General features: G+C 65.8%; 10 protein-coding genes. 5 read left to right on the forward strand and 5 right to left on the reverse strand.

What is annotated here, in order from left to right; translation table 11 throughout:
* Positions 1–399: energy transducer TonB family protein (locus tag IP86_RS06465; protein WP_156332416.1), on the forward strand; the 399-nt coding region annotated here is incomplete at its 5' end.
* A 205-nt stretch (positions 400–604) separates the two neighbouring features.
* On the opposite strand, the gene polA is transcribed toward IP86_RS06465, so the two are convergent.
* From polA to IP86_RS06480, 3 genes are all read right to left on the reverse strand, one after another.
* A complete protein-coding gene (gene polA / locus IP86_RS06470) occupies positions 605–3,676 on the reverse strand; it encodes a DNA polymerase I (protein ID WP_054161700.1) in 3,072 nt (1,023 codons plus the stop codon).
* A 213-nt stretch (positions 3,677–3,889) separates the two neighbouring features.
* Entirely contained in the window at positions 3,890–6,718 is a 2,829-nt protein-coding gene (locus IP86_RS06475) for a sulfide/dihydroorotate dehydrogenase-like FAD/NAD-binding protein (RefSeq protein WP_054161701.1), read from the reverse strand.
* A complete protein-coding gene (locus tag IP86_RS06480; RefSeq protein ID WP_054161702.1) occupies positions 6,715–11,703 on the reverse strand; it encodes a 2-oxoacid:acceptor oxidoreductase family protein in 4,989 nt (1,662 codons plus the stop codon). Before IP86_RS06480 ends, IP86_RS06475 begins: the two co-directional genes overlap by 4 nt.
* Before the next feature lie 446 nt (positions 11,704–12,149).
* Between IP86_RS06480 and IP86_RS06485 the strand changes: the two genes are divergently transcribed.
* The gene (locus IP86_RS06485; RefSeq protein ID WP_054161703.1) at positions 12,150–12,719 is read left to right on the forward strand and encodes a DUF2478 domain-containing protein; all 570 of its coding nucleotides are present in this window, start codon (positions 12,150–12,152) and stop codon (positions 12,717–12,719) included.
* A 133-nt stretch (positions 12,720–12,852) separates the two neighbouring features.
* On the opposite strand, the gene IP86_RS06490 is transcribed toward IP86_RS06485, so the two are convergent.
* Positions 12,853–13,851 carry a cytochrome-c peroxidase gene (locus tag IP86_RS06490; RefSeq protein WP_054161704.1) on the reverse strand — a complete coding sequence of 333 codons (999 nt, stop codon included), beginning with the start codon at positions 13,849–13,851 and terminating at the stop codon, positions 12,853–12,855.
* A gap of 579 nt (positions 13,852–14,430) precedes the next feature.
* Between IP86_RS06490 and IP86_RS06495 the strand changes: the two genes are divergently transcribed.
* Complete coding sequence (locus IP86_RS06495; protein ID WP_245290554.1) at positions 14,431–15,342, forward strand: DUF6662 family protein; 912 nt, start codon at positions 14,431–14,433, stop codon at positions 15,340–15,342.
* A gap of 95 nt (positions 15,343–15,437) precedes the next feature.
* Here IP86_RS06495 and IP86_RS06500 read toward each other — a convergent pair whose 3' ends face one another.
* Complete coding sequence (locus tag IP86_RS06500; RefSeq protein WP_054161706.1) at positions 15,438–15,650, reverse strand: TOBE domain-containing protein; 213 nt, start codon at positions 15,648–15,650, stop codon at positions 15,438–15,440.
* Between the two features lie 99 nt (positions 15,651–15,749).
* Here IP86_RS06500 and IP86_RS06505 point away from each other — a divergent pair, with 99 nt between their 5' ends.
* Positions 15,750–16,541: a TOBE domain-containing protein gene (locus tag IP86_RS06505; protein WP_054161708.1), complete on the forward strand. Its 792-nt coding sequence runs from the start codon at positions 15,750–15,752 to the stop codon at positions 16,539–16,541.
* A 216-nt stretch (positions 16,542–16,757) separates the two neighbouring features.
* Positions 16,758–17,522 (forward strand): molybdate ABC transporter substrate-binding protein, encoded by a 765-nt coding sequence (gene modA / locus IP86_RS06510; RefSeq protein WP_054161707.1) that lies wholly within the window; start codon positions 16,758–16,760, stop codon positions 17,520–17,522.
* Positions 17,523–17,668 lie beyond the last annotated feature (146 nt).

The following is a 17,668-nucleotide window of genomic DNA, read 5'->3' on the forward strand; positions in this document are numbered from 1 at the left end:
AAGCCGGAGTCGCGCGAGCCACCGGCGCCGCGCACCACGGCTGCCCCCCGTGCCGAGCGCCAGGCGGCGCTGCAATCCGCCGCGCAGGCCGGCCGTGCCGCGGCGGCCGCCGCGCTGCCGTCCTATCGCGAGCGCCTGGTCGCGCATCTGGCGCGCTACAAGCAATATCCCTCCGCCTCGAAAGCCGCCGGCGATCAGGGCACCGCGTTGCTCAGCTTCACGGTCGGCCGCAGCGGCCAGGTGCTCGCCAGCCGCCTCGCGCGCTCCTCCGGCCACCCGGCGCTCGACGCCGAAACAATGGCGATGATCCACCGCGCCCAGCCGCTGCCGTCCTTCCCGGCCGAGATGACGCAAGCCTCGCTGAGCTTCACCGTGCCAGTGAACTTCTCGCTACGCTGATGTAAGCCGAACCCCGCACCCCGCGCCGCAGCGCGCTCCCTCTCCCGCGTGCGGGAGAGGGTTGGGGTGAGGGCGCCCCAAGCAGTGAGCTTAAGACTCGTGGAGAGGAGTGCCCTCACCCGGATCGCTGCGCGATCCGACCTCTCCCGCAAGCGGGAGAGGTGCTCAGTGCGCGGGGAGAGGTGCTGCTCTCAACCCGATCCCGCTAATGCGCCTCGTCCCAATTGTCCGCGGCCCGCGCATCCACCTGCAACGGCACATTCAAAATCACCGCCGGGAATGGGGCGTCCTGCATCACATGTTGCACCACCGGCAGCGTCGCGGTGACTTCGTCCTCCGGCACTTCGAAGATCAGTTCGTCGTGGACCTGCAACAGCATCTGCGCCGACAGCTTTTTCTCGGCAAGCGCGTCCTCCATCCGCACCATGGCGCGGCGGATGATGTCGGCGGCGGAGCCCTGCAGCCGCGCGTTGATGGCGGCGCGCTCGTTGAAGGCGCGGATCGACGGGTTCGAGGCCTTGATGTCCGGGTAGTGGCATTTGCGGCCGAACAACGTGGTGACATAACCATGCGTGCGGCAGAAATCGCGGGTCTCGTCCATATAGGCGCGGATGCCGGGGAAGCGTTCGAAGTAGCGCTTGATATAGGCGCCGGCTTCCTCGCGCGGGATGCTCAGCTGATTGGCGAGGCCGAACGCCGAGATGCCGTAGATGATGCCGAAATTGATCGCCTTGGCGCGCCGGCGAATCTCCGACGGCATCCCCTCGACCGGCACGCCGAACATCTCCGACGCCGTCATCGCGTGAATATCGATGCCGTCCTGAAACGCCTTCCGAAGCGCCGGCACGTCGGCGACTTCGGAGAGCAGACGCAGTTCGATCTGCGAGTAGTCCGCCGACACAAGTTTGTGGCCCGGCGTCGCCACGAAGGCGCGGCGGATTTTTCGGCCGTCCTCGGTGCGCACCGGGATATTCTGCAGGTTCGGCTCGTTCGACGATAGCCGGCCCGTCGTCGTGGCGGCGAGCGCATAGGTCGTGTGCACACGCTGTGTCTGCGGATGCACGTAGGTCGGCAGCGCGTCGGTGTAGGTCGAGCGCAGCTTGCTGACCTGCCGCCACTCGAGAATCTTACGCGGGAATTCGTGGCCCTGTTCGGCGAGTTCGTCGAGCACCTGCGCCGAGGTCGACCATGCGCCGGTCTTGGTCTTGCTGCCGCCCGGCAGGCCCATCTTGCCGAACAGAATATCGCCGAGCTGCTTGGGGCTGCCGATGTTGATGTCCTCGCCGGCAAGCTCGCGGATCTCGGCCTCGATCCGCGCCGCAGTCTGGGCGAAGTCGGATGACAGCCGCGACAGCACATTGCGATCGATCGAGATGCCGCGCCGTTCCATCCGCGCCAGCACGCCGACGAGCGGGCGTTCGAGCGTCTCGTACACCGCCGTCATGGAGCCGGCGATCAACCGCGGCTTCAGCACGCGCGCCAGCCGCAGCGCCACGTCGGCGCGCTCGGCCGAGTACGCAGTGGCGCGGTCGATCGGCACCTGGTCGAAGCCGATCTTGTTTTTGCCGGTGCCGGTGAGCTCGGTCAGCGTGTGCAGCGTATGGCCGAGATTGCTTTCGCTCAGCGCATCCAGCGCATGACTGCCACGGCCGGCGTCGAGCGCGTAGGACATCAGCTGCGGATCGTCCGTATTGCGCAACGTGATGCCGTGCTGCGCCAGCAGCACCGCGGCGAATTTGATCGCGAACCCGACCTTGGCGATGCCGGCGGATTCCAGGATCGGCTTCAGCGCCTCGAGCGCGTCGCGCGTGCCGAGCTGGTCGGGCACGAGACCGGCGGCGAACAGGCCGTCGCCGTCTCCGCTCTGCTTGTGGGCGAGCGGGATGTAGGCGGCCTGGTTGGGGCCGACCGCCAGCGCGAGACCGGTCAGCTCCGCCTGCATCGGGTCGATCGAGGTCGCGGCCGCCTCGAGCGCGACCACGCCGGTTGCGTGAATGCGGGCGATGAAAGCGTGCAGATCGTCGAGCGAACGCAGCGTCTGGTACGCGCTGCGATCCACCGGAATCTTGCGGGCAGCCTCGGCCCGCGCGGCGACCAACGCCTCCGGCGACAGCACCACCCCCGGCTTGCCGTCGCGCCCGCGCCCGGCATTCAGCGGACCACCTTGCCCCGCTTGCGGCGCGCTCCCTCCCCCGCCTGCGGGGGAGGGTTGGGGTGAGGGCTCTTGCCCCGCAAACAGATCGCCGCTCGGGGCCGCGCCACTCTTCGCCAGCGGCGGCACAGCCGACTTCAGCGCCGTCTCCGCCTCGACATCCGACGGATCGATCTGCGCATACTCCGCCACCCGCCGCGTCAGCGTGGTAAATTCCATCGCCTTGAGGAAGGCGATCAGCTTGCGGGCATCCGGCTCGTGCACCGCGAGCTCGGCGAGCGGCACGTCGAGCTTCACCTTGTCGTCGAGCAGCACCAGCTGCCGCGAAATCCGCGCTTTCTCGGCGTTCTCGATCAGCGCCTCGCGCCGCTTCGGTTGCTTGATCTCTGCGGCGCGCGCCAGCAGCGTATCGAGATCGCCATATTCGTTGATCAGCTGGGCCGCGGTCTTGATGCCGATGCCCGGCACGCCCGGCACGTTGTCGACGCTGTCGCCGGCGAGCGCCTGGACCTCGACCACCTTCTCGGGCGGCACGCCGAACTTCTCGATCACCTCGGCGACGCCGATGCGGCGGTCCTTCATGGTGTCGTACATCACCACGCAGTCGGTCACGAGCTGCATCAGGTCCTTGTCGGATGACACGATGGTGGCGGTGGCGCCCGCCTCGCAGGCCTGGCGCACATAGGTGGCGATCAGATCGTCGGCCTCGAAGCCGGACTGTTCCAGGCACGGCAGGTCGAACGCCCGCACCGCCTCGCGGATCAGGGCGAATTGCGGGATCAGATCGTCCGGCGCCGGCGGCCGGTGCGCCTTGTAGTCGGGGTAGAGTTCATTACGGAAGGTGACTTCCGACTTGTCGAAGATGATGGCGAGATGCGTCGGCCGATTGTCCGGCGGCATGTCGCGGAGCAGCTTCCACAGCATGTTGCAGAAGCCGAGCACGGCGTTGACCTGCAGCCCGTCCGACTTGCGGCTCAGCGGCGGCAGCGCGTGATAGGCACGGAAGATGTAAGACGAGCCATCGACCAGGAACACATGGTCGCCTTTGCCCGGCGGCTTGATGCCGACGGGGGCAGGGGGCGTGGGTGCGGACGGTGCGGCGGCGGATTTGGAGCTTTTCGGCATGGCCGCAACTTAAGGGGTCCGGAGGCTTTTGACACCCCTTTCCAGGCCCCAGATGCGCCGCCAGGGAGGCAGAACGAAGGTGGCCAGGCGAACCCGGCCATTCGGCGAGCCTCTCGCCGTCATTGCGAGGAGCGAAGCGACGAAGCAATCCAGCGCCGTGCACTCAGCCTCTGGATTGCTTCGCTTCGCTCGCAATGACGGGGTTACGCGCTCCTACGCGAACCCGTGCTTCTTCTTGCTCTCCAGCTCCTGCGCCTTGAAGGCGTTGAAGCGGGGGAGGAACTTGTCCCAGTCGATGATGTGGGCGTCGATCTCGGGGCCGTCGATGCAGGCGTGTTTGCGGACCATCTTGCCGTCGATGGTCACCGGCACCATGCAGGCGCCGCACATCCCCGTCGCATCCACCATGATCGAGTTGAGGCTCGCCACGGTCTTGACGCCGTACGGCTTGGTGAGGTCGGAGACCGCCCGCATCATCAGCGGCGGGCCGATCGCGATCACTTCGGCAATCTTGCGCCCTTTGCCTTCCTGATTGGCCTTGATCATCTCTTCGAGCGGGCCGGTGACGAAGCCTTTGACGCCGTAGCTGCCGTCGTTGGTCGTATAGATCAGCGACAGCTGTTCGCCGAACTCTTGCTTGAGCTTGCCGACGCGCTCGTCGTCGCCGGTCCAGAACAGGAACTCCTTGGCGCGGAAGCCGGAGATCAGCGTGACGTGATTGCCGAGCCGCAGGTGCTCGCGCATGATCGGATAGACCGGCGGCAGGCCGACGCCACCGGCGCAGAACACCACGGTTTGGTTGCCCTCGTAGCGATGCAGCTCGGAGGCGCGGCCGAGCGGGCCGGCGATGCCGGTGAAGGCGTCGCCGATCGCCATCCGGTTGATCTCCAGCGACGAGGTGCCCATGCCCTGCACGACGAGATCGATGGTGCCCTTCTCGGCGTCCCAATCGGCCAGCGTCAGCGGGATCAGTTCGCCCTTCTCCCACGGCAGCACGCGGACGAACTGCCCGGCCTTGGCCGAGCGCGCCACCATCGGGGCCCGCACGGTGAACTCGACGATGCCGCCGGCTAGCGGCACCTCGCCGACGATAGTTTGTGCGATCTGGCCGAGCTCGGTGTACTTGGCGGCGCGTTCGACGCGGTCCTTGATCTCGGCCGGCGTGAACGGAATCTCGCCGACGATTTCGCGCGCCGCCGCCTGGCCGTCGCCGGCCGCGCGGATCGCGGTGGAGCCGCCGCGCGCGGCGTCGCCGCCGGTGTAGACGTCCTTGATCGAGGTGCGCTGCGAGCCTTCTTCGACCTCGATGGTGCCCCATTTGTTGGTCTTCAGGCCGGGCTCGGCGTCCTTCATGATCGGGTTGGCGGTGTTGCCCAGCGCCATGATGACGAGGTCGACCGGCACCCGCTCGATCTGCCCGGTCGGCTTCGGGCTGCGGCGGCCGGACTTGTCCGGCTCGCCAAGCTCGTTGACGTCGAGCAGCGCGTGGGTGACGAAGTGGGTGTGGTCGTCGCCGATGAATTCGCGTGGCGCGCGCAGCACCGCGAGATTGATCTCTTCTTCCAGCGCGTGATGCAGCTCCTCGACGCGGGCCGGCATCTCGCTCTTGGTGCGGCGATACACGATGGTGACGTTGCCGCCGAGCCGCTTGGCGGTGCGCGCCGCATCCATCGCGGTGTTGCCGCCGCCGATCACGAACACGTTCTTGCCCTTCACCTCGGGCAGCGGCGTCTCGTAGCGATCGTCGAGCCCACGCATCAGGTTGACGCGCGTTAGAAACTCGTTAGCCGACATCACGCCGAGCAGATGCTCGCCGGGCACGTTCATGAAGGTCGGAAGTCCGGCGCCGGTGCCGACGAAAATCTTCCAGAAGCCTTCGGCTTTGAGGTCTTCGAGCGTCGCGGTCTTGCCGACCACGAAGTTTTTCACGAAGCGGCCGCCGAGCAGGATGATCTTTTCGACGACGTCGTCGATCAGCGTGTTGGGCAGGCGGAATTCCGGAATGCCGTAGCGCAGCACGCCGCCGAGGTCGTGGAACGCCTCGAAGATCGTCACCGGGAAGCCTTCGACCGCCAGCAAGTACGCGTTGATCAGTCCGGACGGACCGGAGCCGACCACGGCGATCGGCGGCTTCACCGCCGCCGCCCAGGGCGAAATGCGGCCGGCGAAGCGCGCATTGGCGTTCGGATCGACCAGCTTCTGATGCTCGGGCAGGTACCATTCGAGCTGGCCGATCTCGATCGGCCGCTTGGTGTGGGTGCAGACGCCCTGGCACTGCAGTTCCTGCGGGCAGACGCGGCCGGTGACGTTCGGCAGCGGATTGCAGCTCTCGATCAGTTCGAGCGCCTCGCGGTGCTTGCCGTTGCCGAGCAGGTCCAGCATCTCGGGGATGTGGATCTTCACCGGGCAGCCGCCCTTCGGTTCCTTCTTGCCCTGGATCAGCACGCCGAGTTCGCACGGCTTGTCGTCGCACTGCTTGTCGCGCATCACCTCTAACCAGACGAACAGCTCGCACTCACGCAGCGAGTAGCCGATCGACTGGTAGCCGAGATAGCCCTGGTTCACGAGTTCGAAGTCGACCGCGCGCTCCTCCGCCGGGCGGATGTAGGGCGGGATGAACGCTTCGCCCGGCCAGCCTTCCGACAGGTTCTCGAACATCGGGTAGCGACCGCGCAGATGCACGTCGATCGCCTTGATGAACTTGCGCTTGAACTTCAGCGGCAGCGCCCAGATGAAGCGCTGCAGGATCGTGCTCATATCGTCGCCGCGGGCGAGCAGATTCCACAGCGTGGTGGTGAAGGCTTCGCCCAGCTCCGGCTGCTGGAATTCCCAGACGATGGCCTGGGTACCATCGGCGATGAACATGTTGCGCAGCGACGCCGGGTCGTTGACCAGACGTTTCTGCAGCAGCGCGAGCTGCTTCTGGAACACGCCGACCGCTTCGCTGGCCTGCAGTTCTTTCAGCTCGCTTTGCGAGTTCTGCAAAGCGCTGCGCGCCTGCTGATAGCGCAGCACATCGTTGGTTGCGGAGACGCCGGTCATCGGATGATCTCCGCGTCGCAATTGGCCGCCGCGCGGCTGAGCTTGGCCGACAGCTCGGGCGTCACCTTGAGCTTGCCGAACACGCCGGGGATGACGTGAGCGACATCCTTGGTAGCGCCGCCGACGACGATCTTGGTCAGTTCGAACACTTCAGGCACGTCCTGGTAGCAACTCTTGCAGTTGGTGCACTTGTCCAGATCCGCATCGTCGATGTGGATCGGCTCGGCACCGTTGCCGTTCGCCGCCTTGGCGCCGTTGGTGGGAGCTGCCGCGGCCGGAGCCGCCGCGAAGCCGTTCATCAGCGCGCCGAAGCCACCGGCCGCCGGTGCGTTGGACGAAGCCGCCAGTTCGCTCATGCCGCGCGCGATCTGATCGAGCGAGCTTTCGCGCGCCTTGACCTGCTCCTCGTACTGGTGCTGCAGCGCGCTGAGTTCCGCGCTGTGTGCTTCGTCGAGCGCACGAACGTCGAAGCCGGCCAGCACCTGCAGCGTCCGCCAGTATTTGCGCCGCTCCTCGACCAGCGCCACCACCGTCTCGCCGACCGATAGTTTGACCAGCTTCTTGTCGCCATCGGTTGCATAGATAAACGGCGTCTTGCCGGCACGCGCAGCGGCGTCAAGCGCGACGTAGTCGTCGATCGGCAAGCCGTCCGCATCCTTCTTCAGCGGCTTGAACTGCTTGCGGAAGCGGACTTCGGTGTGGGCGAAATCGGCCGGCGTCAGCTTGGTCTTGAGGAGCTGCGTCGCGCCGTGCTCGTCGATGTACTCGATCGACTTCGAGGCCCAGTCCTGATCCGGCTCCGGATTGCCGTCGAGCGAGAACGCGCGCTCGTTCTTGCCGACCTTGCGCGGGTCGTGGACGAACACCGGATTCATCCGGCTCTCGACCGCGAGACGCGCCTGGCGGCTCGCCGCGGCGTCGCCGATGCCGTGCTCGGCCTGGCACGGCGTGTAGACGTCGAGCACCGCCGGCGACGAGGTGTGGTTCAGGAACTCCATCACGTTCTTGAGGAAGTGGCCCTGCAGCGCGGTGGCGGTCTGCACCACGAACACGCTAGGATGGAACGAGGCGATCAGGCCGAGTTCTTTGCGGGACTCCTGCTTGCCGTGTTGCGCGATGCCGAACCGCGACAGGTCGCTGTCCTGGCCGGTGAGGCTGGCGGTCGAGGTCTGGCCGCCCGTGTTGGAGTAAGCGCCGGTGTTCAGCACCACGACCTTGATAGGCGTCTTGGTGGCGAGCAGCCGCGACAGCGCGCCGAAGCCGATGTCGTAGGTGGCGCCGTCGCCGCCCATGCTCAGCACGGTCGGCAGCAACTGGCGTTCTTCCGGGGTGAACTCGTTCCAGCCGAAGTAACGGAAGTAACCGTCGTGCTTGGCGGCATCGTAGGCATCGGCCAGTTCGAGCTTCGCCACGCGTAGCGCGCGGAAATCTTCCGTCGCCTTGGCGGTGAGGCCTTCGAAGATGCCCTTCGCGACCGCCGGCGTGTCCTGGAACAGGCTGTTCACCCACGGGTCGGTGTAGGGATTGAACGGGAAGGTCGAGGCGTACACGCTCGAACAACCCGTCGCGTTAGCGATCACCATGCCGGACGGGCCGTTGCCGGTCGGGCCGCTCTCGTAATTGTAGAGCCGCTTCTCCAGCGTCTTCAACGTCGCATCGATGCGGGCCACACGCGCGGCGTCGGACGCGACCTCGGCGCGCTTGGCGCTGAGCTGATCGATCAGCGCTTCCAGCTCGCGGGTGTGGTCCTTGCGGCGCTTGTCGTGGATGGCGTGGTTGGTGGAGGTGACCAGGCGGATCGCCGTGACTTCACCGCAGCCGCGGCAGGCGCCGTGGCCGCCGGTGGTGGCGTAGTAATTGGCGCGATCGAGCATCAGCCGCTTGGTCTCGCCGTCCGGCTTGGTCGCACTCTCGGTGAACCGCGCCGGGGTGTTGGGCGTACGGCTGAGGAATTCGAACCGCGCCTGGATCTGCTCCAGCAACGGCTCGTCCTGCTCGCGATCGACCAGCGCGCCGGGGCCGCAGACGTCGATACATTCGAGGCAGCCCGAGCACTTCCACGGATCGACGCTCACCGAATACAGGCCGCCGCTACCCGGCTGGCTCTTCTCCATCGCGTCGAAGAACGGCCTTGTGCGGGCCACCGGATACACCGACAGCGCTGCCGACAGTTTGCCGAAATTGCGGTTCAGCGTGGCGTTGTCGACGTTCAGGGCTTCAGCGGCCTGCGCGACGATGGCGGCGAACGGCTTGTCGTCCTTGCCGGAGCGATACACGTCGCGGATCGCCTCGGTCAGCGCCGGCACCTTCTCGCGCAGCGCATCTTGCTGCGCGGGCGCGATGTCGAGCTGCTTGATCGCGGTCAGCAGCAGCTCGTGAATGTCGTGCACCGCATTCGGGATCGCGGCGTCGGGGCAGACCAGCGCGCATTCCATACAGCCGGTGCACAGGTCGGCCTTGAACTCCGGCACGTTGCGGCGGAACAGGCCCTTGTCCTTGGCGGCGGCGGAGCCGGCCGGCATGAACATGCCGATGCCCGGCAGCACCGGGGCTTCGGCGATGGTGCCGTCGCGGAACGGGCCGGCGAGCACGTCGTCGTAGTACTCCGGATCGAGGAAGCCGGAGGCCTGCGCCGGCGCAGCGGCGCGGCACATCGAGGCCGAGATCGAGGCATCGCGCTTGGCCTTCGGCGCCGCCTTGATGGCGTCCTCGCTGAACTCCGGCGCGTCGACATCGACCTTGTGGGTGGCCTCCAGGCCCTCGCGGATCACCGCCATGTTGCCTTCGACGATGTCGCCGCCCTTGGCGCCGAACTTCTTCGAGATCTGCTGGCGGATCTTGTTGAGCATCGCGTCCTGCGAGGCGTCGGCGACCACGCGGTCGACATTGCCGCACACTGCACCGATGAAGGCGATGCCCATCATGCGGGTTTCGAGTTCGGCGGTCGGCGCGTGGCGCTTGGCCACCGCGAACGCGTCGATCACGTAGAACTTGATGGCCTTGTCGCGGATGGTCTGGCGGGCCTTGGCGGGCAGATCACGCCACACTTCGAGCGGCGTCAGATTGGTTTGCAGGATGAAGGTGCCGCCCTCGACCAGACCGCGCAGCGGGTTGGTGTGCACGAACACCTTGTGGTCCGGCGAGATCACGATCTCGACGTCTTCCAGCTCGGCGTTGGTGATCTTCACCGGCTCGGGCGACAGCGTGATGTAGTAGTTGGTCGGCGCGCCGCTCTTTTCCGAGCCGTATTTCGGCGCCGACTTCGAATGCATGTCGAGCGCGCCGGCCAGGATGTCGGTGAGCAGCTTGCCCGACGCGATGGTGCCGTAGCCGCCGATCGAGTGGAAGCGGATGCGGAACGCCGACGGCGGCAGAAGGTTCGGGTTCGGCCCCGTCTTCAGCGCCATGTACTGGGTCTCCGGATAGGCCGCCTTGAGCCTCGCCTGCAGCGCCTCCATGCGCGGCGACGCGTTCTCAGTGAAGAACCTGGTGCCGAGATACACGAACGGCGCCGAGTCTGGCTTCTCCATGTTGGCGTAGCAGGCGATCAGGTCGCGCGGCTGCAGATCGTGGCCGCCGAGGCCGAAGATCGCGGTGGTGATCTTCGGCAGCTTGGCGAGCGCCGGAATGCCGGCATGGCGCACACCGGCGTCGCCGTTCTCGCGCGCCTTGCACAGCGCCTGGGTGACGAGCTGGGTCAGCGCGGTGACGTCCGAGCGCTCCAGCACGGTGACGGCGGTCTTGCCGGCCAGCGCCTGCACCAGCTCGGCCTCCGGGAACGGCTGCAGCATCTTGATCGACACCACGCCGACCTTCTTGCCCTGCGAGCGCAAGTAAGCGGCGACGGCTTCGGCATCGTCGGTGACCGAGCCGAGGCCGACCACGACGTGCTCGGCGTCGTCGCACATATAGGTCATCACCGGCTTGTATTCGCGGCCGGTGAGCGCGGCGTATTCGGCCATCGCTTCGGTGACGAAACGCGGCACCGAGTTGACGAAGTGGGTGCGGTGATCGACCGCGCCGGCCTGAAAATCCGGCTGGTTCTGCACGCCGCCGGTCAAACCCGGATTGTCGATATCGACCAGCGCCGGCACGAGCTGTCGGGTGCCCTTCTCGGGAGCGTTGATCCACTGCCGCTTCCACGGCCCGCGCGATTCTTCGGGCACATAGCTAAGCGTCTCGACGACGATGGCGCCGTCATTGTCGGCCTCGATCGCATCGGCATTGTCGTCCAAGAACTTCTTGAGCGCCGCCAGATCGGTGGCAACGAAGTCGGTGTCGTGGCGCAGCAGATACTGCTTGAGCTGGAACACGCGGCCCTTGGCGCCGAACAGCATCTCCTGCGCCACGGTCGGGCATTTGATGCGGCCGGACGGATCGCCGAGGAATTCGCGCAGCAGCTCCGGCTCCGGCATCAGCGCTTCGCTCAGCATATGCGAGGTCGCGAAGCCGTCCATCGCATTGGCGACCGGGATCAGCGACGTCGCAGCAACCTTGTAGGAGATCGCGGCGAGGTCGGCGGCTTCCTGCGGATTGGAGCCGAACAGGATGGTGTAGCCCGACGAAAGCAGCGCATACACGTCGTCATGGCCGGCCATCACGTTGAGCGAGTGCTTCGACACCACGCGCGCGGCGACCTGCAGCACGAAGCCGCCGACCTTCTTGCCGACGGTGACGTAGTGCGACTCCAGGCCATACAGGATGCCCTGGGACGACGAAGCGTTGGAGATGAACTTGCCGCCGGTCAGCGCCGCGCCGAGCGCGCCGGACTGTGCCGAGTGCTCGCCTTCCGGCTCGAAGAAGAACGGATGCTTGCCCCAGACGTTGCAGCCACCGGACGAGCGGAACGCCTCATAGATTTCCGAGATCTCGGTCGAAGGCGTGATCGGGTAGCCGATGACGCCGCCGCAGACATGCCCCATCACTTGCGCCACCGCGCCGTTGCCATGGATCACTGACGGAATGCCGGGGTATTTAGCGTTCATGGGGTCGTTCCATTTTTGACTGATGGCGCAGCGGAGCGGTCGGCGGCGCCTAAACGAAAAGCGTTTCCTGGCCGCGGGCGGCTGCGACGCAGCGGACGGCGGCCTCGTCTTGATCTGCAGAAGTGGCTTCCGGCAGGGACGAACCTCCGCGGTGGTAAAGCCGTAGCCCTGTGTGCGGTGCACTAGCACGGGCACGGAACGCTCGATTTGACGCGCATCAAAAGAAAAGCTTTTGCCGTCGTTTCGGCAACAAAATTTCAATGTCACTCCTGCGAGGCAAGCGCAGGTTTGATGATACGGACGCGTTGCTGCGGTTGAGTACTGCGTTGCAGCTAAAGGAGAAATTGCCGGATGGTCTGAGGCGCTATATACGGTATTATATAACGATCGGCGCGGGAGCTTGGCAGCTGGCGCCGCGGGGGCGCCGCTTCGTCGGCGGAACATCGATGACCTTCGACTCCCAATGTGACCTGGCGGCTCTGGTATACGAGCCCGGCGACGAACCCGACGCGCTACTGCGCGCCTTCGCGGACGATCTCAATGCGCGCGGCATTCGGGCGGTCGGCCTGGTGCAGTTCGGCGAGCGGCTCGCCGGCGCGCCGCGACTGGCGGCGACGCTGGTGCACAGCGGCGAGCAGGTCTCGCTGTATCAGGACCTCGGCGCCGAGGCGGCCGGTTGCCGGCTCGATCCCGGCCAACTGCTCGCCGCCGGCGGCCGAGTCGGCGCGGCGATGGACGAGGGCGCCGATCTCGTCATCATTAACCGGTTCGGCCAGCAGGAGAGCGGAGGCCGCGGCCTGCTGCACCTGATCGTCCGCGCCATCAGCGCCGACATTCCGGTGGTGATCGCGGTGCCGGCGAAGCGTTTCGACGCCTGGATCCGATTTGCCGACGGCATGAGCGTGCGGCTGCGCTGCGAGCGCCGCGCATTGGAGGCGTGGTGGTCGAGCCTGTCTGCGCGCGGCCGGCCCGGCGTGGCGCGCGCGCACACCACGGTCTGCGAAGCGTTCAAGTAATCGGCGTTGCGGACTCGTCCGAGCAAAGCTGTCGTCCGAGCGTCCGATGTATCGTCGGCAGGTCGAAGTCCGGCTGCGGCGGCGAGCGGAGGTCTGGCGGATCTCCGCTCGCGTGTCCGGTGGCCGGCGGCGCTCAGTCGAACGGCTTCGGCGGCGTGGTCTTGTCGGTCGATGGCGGCAGGATCGGCAGCTTGATATCGGGCTGATCGCCGGTCAGCGTCTTGAGGAAGGCGACGATCTTGGTGTTCTCCTCGGGCGTGAACGTCTTGCCGAGCTGAATCCGTCCCATCGTCTCGACCGCTTGCGACAGCGTCTGTGCCGCGCCGTCGTGGAAGTAGGGATAGGTCAGTTCGATGTTCCGCAGCGTCGGGACCTTGAAGTTGAAGCGGTCGGCTTCCGCCTTGGTCACCGCGTAGCGTCCTTCCGCCGGGTTCTCGGTCTTGTAGGGCTCGACGACGCCCATCTTCTGGAAGGTGTTGCCGCCGACCGCGGAGCCGTTGTGGCAGGCGGTGCAGCCGGAATCCTTGAACAACTCGTAGCCGGCGAGTTCGGTTTTCGTCAGCGCCTTCTTGTCGCCCTTCAGCCATTTGTCGAAGCGCGAGTTCGGTGTGACCAGCGTCTCCTCGAACGCCGCGATCGCGCGCGTCACTTCATCGATGTCGAGCGTGCTGGTCTTGCCGAACACCGATTCGAATTCGCCCACATAGCCTGGGATCGATTTCAGCATGTCGACCGCCAGTTCGTGCGTGAAAGCCATCTCGCCCGGATTGGCGATCGGGCCGCCGGCCTGATCCTTCAGGGTGAGCGCGCGACCGTCCCAGAACTGCGCCACGTTGAGGCTCGCGTTCAGCACCGTTGGCGCATTGATCGGTCCCTTCTGCCAATTATGCCCGATCGAGGTCTTGAGATTGTCGGTGCCGCCCATCGACAGGTTGTGGCACGAGTTGCACGAGATGAAGCCGGACTTCGACAGGCGCGGATCGAAGAACAGCTTCTTGCCGAGCTCGACCAGTTTGGCGTCTTTCACCACGGCCGGTTTGATCGGCGTGATCGGCTCGTCGGACGAGCGGGCGGGGAGCGACAACGACAGGGACGCCGCCGTCGCCAGTAGCAGCACATTCGCGTACTTCATGAGTTAACCCCAGACTGATGAGCATCGAAGGGGGACCCCGCGGCCGCTCCGCGACGATGCAGAAGCGGAGTTAGAGTAGTTCTTATTCGCAACGCGAAACTTTGATCGCGGTCAAATCCCGGGCCGTGGACCGCTTCGCCGAAAATCACCTAACCCCTTGCAGAAGCTTGGCTTCGCAAGCTGCTCGAGGAGGGCGGCAGCGCGCTCGCGACGAAGGTCGCATGCCGTTCCGAATTGCAAGAAGGCGAAGCAGGTTGCGGACCAGTCCAGGTCGTCCAGCCGGTGCGATCGCTCCAAAATTCTGCTCGGGCTTCGGCGGCCTGTGGCGGTCGGTTCGACCAAAGATGGATAGTCGTTGGCATCCTTGGTAACTAACTACCCTGTCATTGTCGTCGCGCAATTTTCCGGCCGCGGTGGCTTACTGATCCTATAAAACAAACTCTTTGACCCATCGCACTCGTCAGTTGCAATTAGTTCCCGGAATTACTTGCGTTCAATTTCGGGGGTGACATGTTTGTGCAATGGCGCGCGCGGCGCGATCGTTTTGGAGTTTCTTTCGGTGCGCTGATTGTTGGTCTGATGTTGCCCGCAATCGCGCAGGCTGGCGACACGCCGTCGTGGCTGGCCGGGGCGGCGCCGTCCGGCCTGTCGCCGTCGCGGGCCATGACGTCGCATGCTGCGCTGGAGATGAAAGCCGAAGACGACCGCGTCGATACCGAGCACATCTTCGGTTTCAGCATGGGGTCCGATATCGGCAAGAAAGGCGAGATCGAGCTCGAGATCGAGAACGTCGGTCGCTTCAACAAGCGGTTCGGCTCCTACACCGGCGTCGGCGTGCTGTCGCAGGTCAAGTTCGTGCTGACCGACAACTTCCGCGTGGCGCCGGGCGTTAGCTTCGCCTCGACGCAGGTCGGTGGCGTGCCGGGCATGATCGACAACCGCCGCACCGCACTGGCCGGTGCGTCGCTGGAATTCCGCTACAAGCTGCTCGACCGTGACGTGATGCCGTTCGGCCTGACGCTGCACGCCGCGCCGGGGTGGAACAGGTTCGACGAAGTGACGGGCTTCGACGTCCAGACTTACGGCAGCGAATTCGCGGCGCTGATGGACAAGGAGCTGATCCGCGATACGCTGTTCGCGACGCTCAACGTCTGGTACGCCGGTGGCGCGTCGCGCGACCTCACCAATGAATGGAGCCGCGACTCCGAATTGTCGGTGAACGGCGCGCTGTCCGCCAAGGTCGGGCCGGATCTGCTGGTCGGCGTCGAAGCCCGCTATCTGCGGGCCTATGACGGCCTCGGCCTCGATCGTTTCCTCGGCGACGCCGTGTATCTCGGGCCGACTTTCTCGATGCATCTCGCCCACAATGTGGGGCTGTCGGGCACCTGGAGCACGCAGGTCGCCGGTCACGCGGCGCACGACCACCAGCATCTCGACCTCGACGACTTCGAGCGTCACCAGGCGATGCTGCGATTCAACTATCTGTTCTGACGAGAGGTAAGGACGCTCGCACTCACGTCATGGTCGGGCATCGTCCCGGCCATGACGGAGTCGGTGAAGCCGTTCAGGCTCGCAGAACGGCTTGCTCAGTCGGCGATCGCGACCAGCACGTCCGAAGCCTTGATCACGGCAGTCGCGGGCTGGCCGGCGGCGAGCTTCAATTCGTCCACCGCCTCGTTGGTGATCGCGGCAGTCACGATCGCGCCGCCGCCGATGTCGATGCGGACATGCGACGTCGTCGCACCCTTCAGGATGTCGATGATGGTGCCCTTGAGCTGATTGCGGGCGCTGATCTTCATAGCCGAATCTCCTAGTTGCGAACGCGCCCGATCAGGGTTAGCGTTATATAGGTTGGCTATATGACCAAAACTGAACGGGGACGAGCCCTTCTTATGTCGATGCCGATCGAGGCGACGATTACACTTAAGGCGAAGGACATCTCCGGCGTCGGGCGGGATCGCATCCGCCTGCTGCAGGCGGTCGCGCGCGAGGGCAGCATCACGGCCGGCGCCAAGGCGGCCGGCCTCAGCTACAAGGCCGCCTGGGACGCGCTCGATGCGATGACCAACATGTTCGGCCGACCGCTGCTGGAGACCCGCACCGGCGGCAAGGCCGGCGGCGGTGCGGCGCTGACGCCGACCGGCGCGCGGGTGATCGAGGCGTTCGGCCGGCTCGAAGCCGAAATGGCACGGGTATTCCGCAGCCTCGAGCCCGACCTCGCCGGCACCGGCATCTCCCCGATCAATCTCGTCTCCGGATTCTTCATGAAGACCAGCGCCCGCAACGCCCTCCGCGGCACCATCACCGACATCAGGTCGGACACGCTCAGTGCGGAAGTCGCCGTTGCGGTGTCGGCCGACACCACGATCTACGCGCTGCTCACCAGCGAGAGCGTGCGCAGCCTCGGCCTCGTCGTCGGCCGCGAAGTGATCGTGCTGATCAAGGCGCCGTTCGTGCTGATCTCGCCGGGCGCCGAAGCGCCGCTGGTGTCGGCGCGCAACTGCGTCCGCGGCGCGGTGCGGCGCGCGGACATCTCGGCCGTCAATGCGGAAATCGTGCTCGACATCGGCGACGACAAGACGCTCGCCGCCTCGATCACCGCGCGCAGCGCCGAGGACATGAAGCTGTCGCCCGGCGACGCCGCCTGCGCGCTGTTCGACGCCGCCCACGTCATCATCGCGATCGATTGAGCGGCGGGGATGGGCGAACCTCACTTCATCAACCGCGTGTCCCGGGCGCGGCGCAGCACGAAGTGCTGCTCCGCAGACCCGGGACCCCGGTTCACAGTCCGCAATAAAACCGGGGCTCTGGATCAGCAGCGCACCACGCCGCTTCGCGGCGCGCTGCGCTGCATCCGGGGCACGTCCTCAGATGAGTTCACTACTAACACGCATAGGAGTCACGTCTTGAAACACGTCCTCAAACTCGCGCTGCTCGGCGCTGTTACCGTCGCGGTGTCGGCGACTTCGGCCTTCGCCGGCTCCACCAACGTCGCGGTGGCGGCGAACTTCACCGAGCCGGTGAAGGAGATCGCGGCGGCCTTCAAGGCCAAGACCGGGCACGAGCTGGTGCTGTCGTTCGGCGCCAGCGGCCAGTTCTATACCCAGATCACCCAGGACGCGCCGTTCGAGGTGTTCCTCTCGGCCGACTCGGCGCGGCCGAAGAAGCTCGCCGAGGAGGGGCTCGGCGTGAAGGACAGCGTGTTCACCTATGCGATCGGCAAGCTGGTGCTGTGGAGCAAGTCGCCCGGCGTGGTGACGGGCGAGGAGACGCTGAAGCAGGCCAAGTTCGCCAAGGTGTCGATCTGCAATCCGGCCGCCGCGCCCTACGGCGCCGCCGCAGTCGAGACCATGGAGGCGCTCAAGCTGTATGCCGACCTCAAGCCGAAGCTGGTCGAAGGCGCCAACATCACCCAGGCCTATCAGTTCGTGCAGACCGGCAACGCCGAAGTCGGCTTCGTGGCGCTGTCGCAGGTGATCAACGACAAGGAGGGCTCGCGCTGGATGGTGCCGCAGAAGCTCTACAAGCCGATCACCCAGGACGCCGTGCTGCTGAAGAAGGGCGAAGCCAACGTGGCTGCGAAAGCCTTCGTCGATTTTCTCAAGGGCCCGGAGTCGCGCGCCATCATCGAGAAGTACGGCTACGAAGTCGCCCCCGGCAAGGCGAGCTGAGCGTACAATATGCGAGCGCAACTCTCCGTCACCCAAGAGCGCGCCAGTACAATGCATGGCGCTTCGCTCCCTCTCCCACCTGCGGGGAGAGGGCTGGGGTGAGGGGGCGTCTCCTCGCACCTGAGCCGCTCGGCCTCGCGGAGAGG

The organism is Rhodopseudomonas sp. AAP120, from assembly GCF_001295845.1.
Lineage (GTDB): Bacteria > Pseudomonadota > Alphaproteobacteria > Rhizobiales > Xanthobacteraceae > Rhodopseudomonas.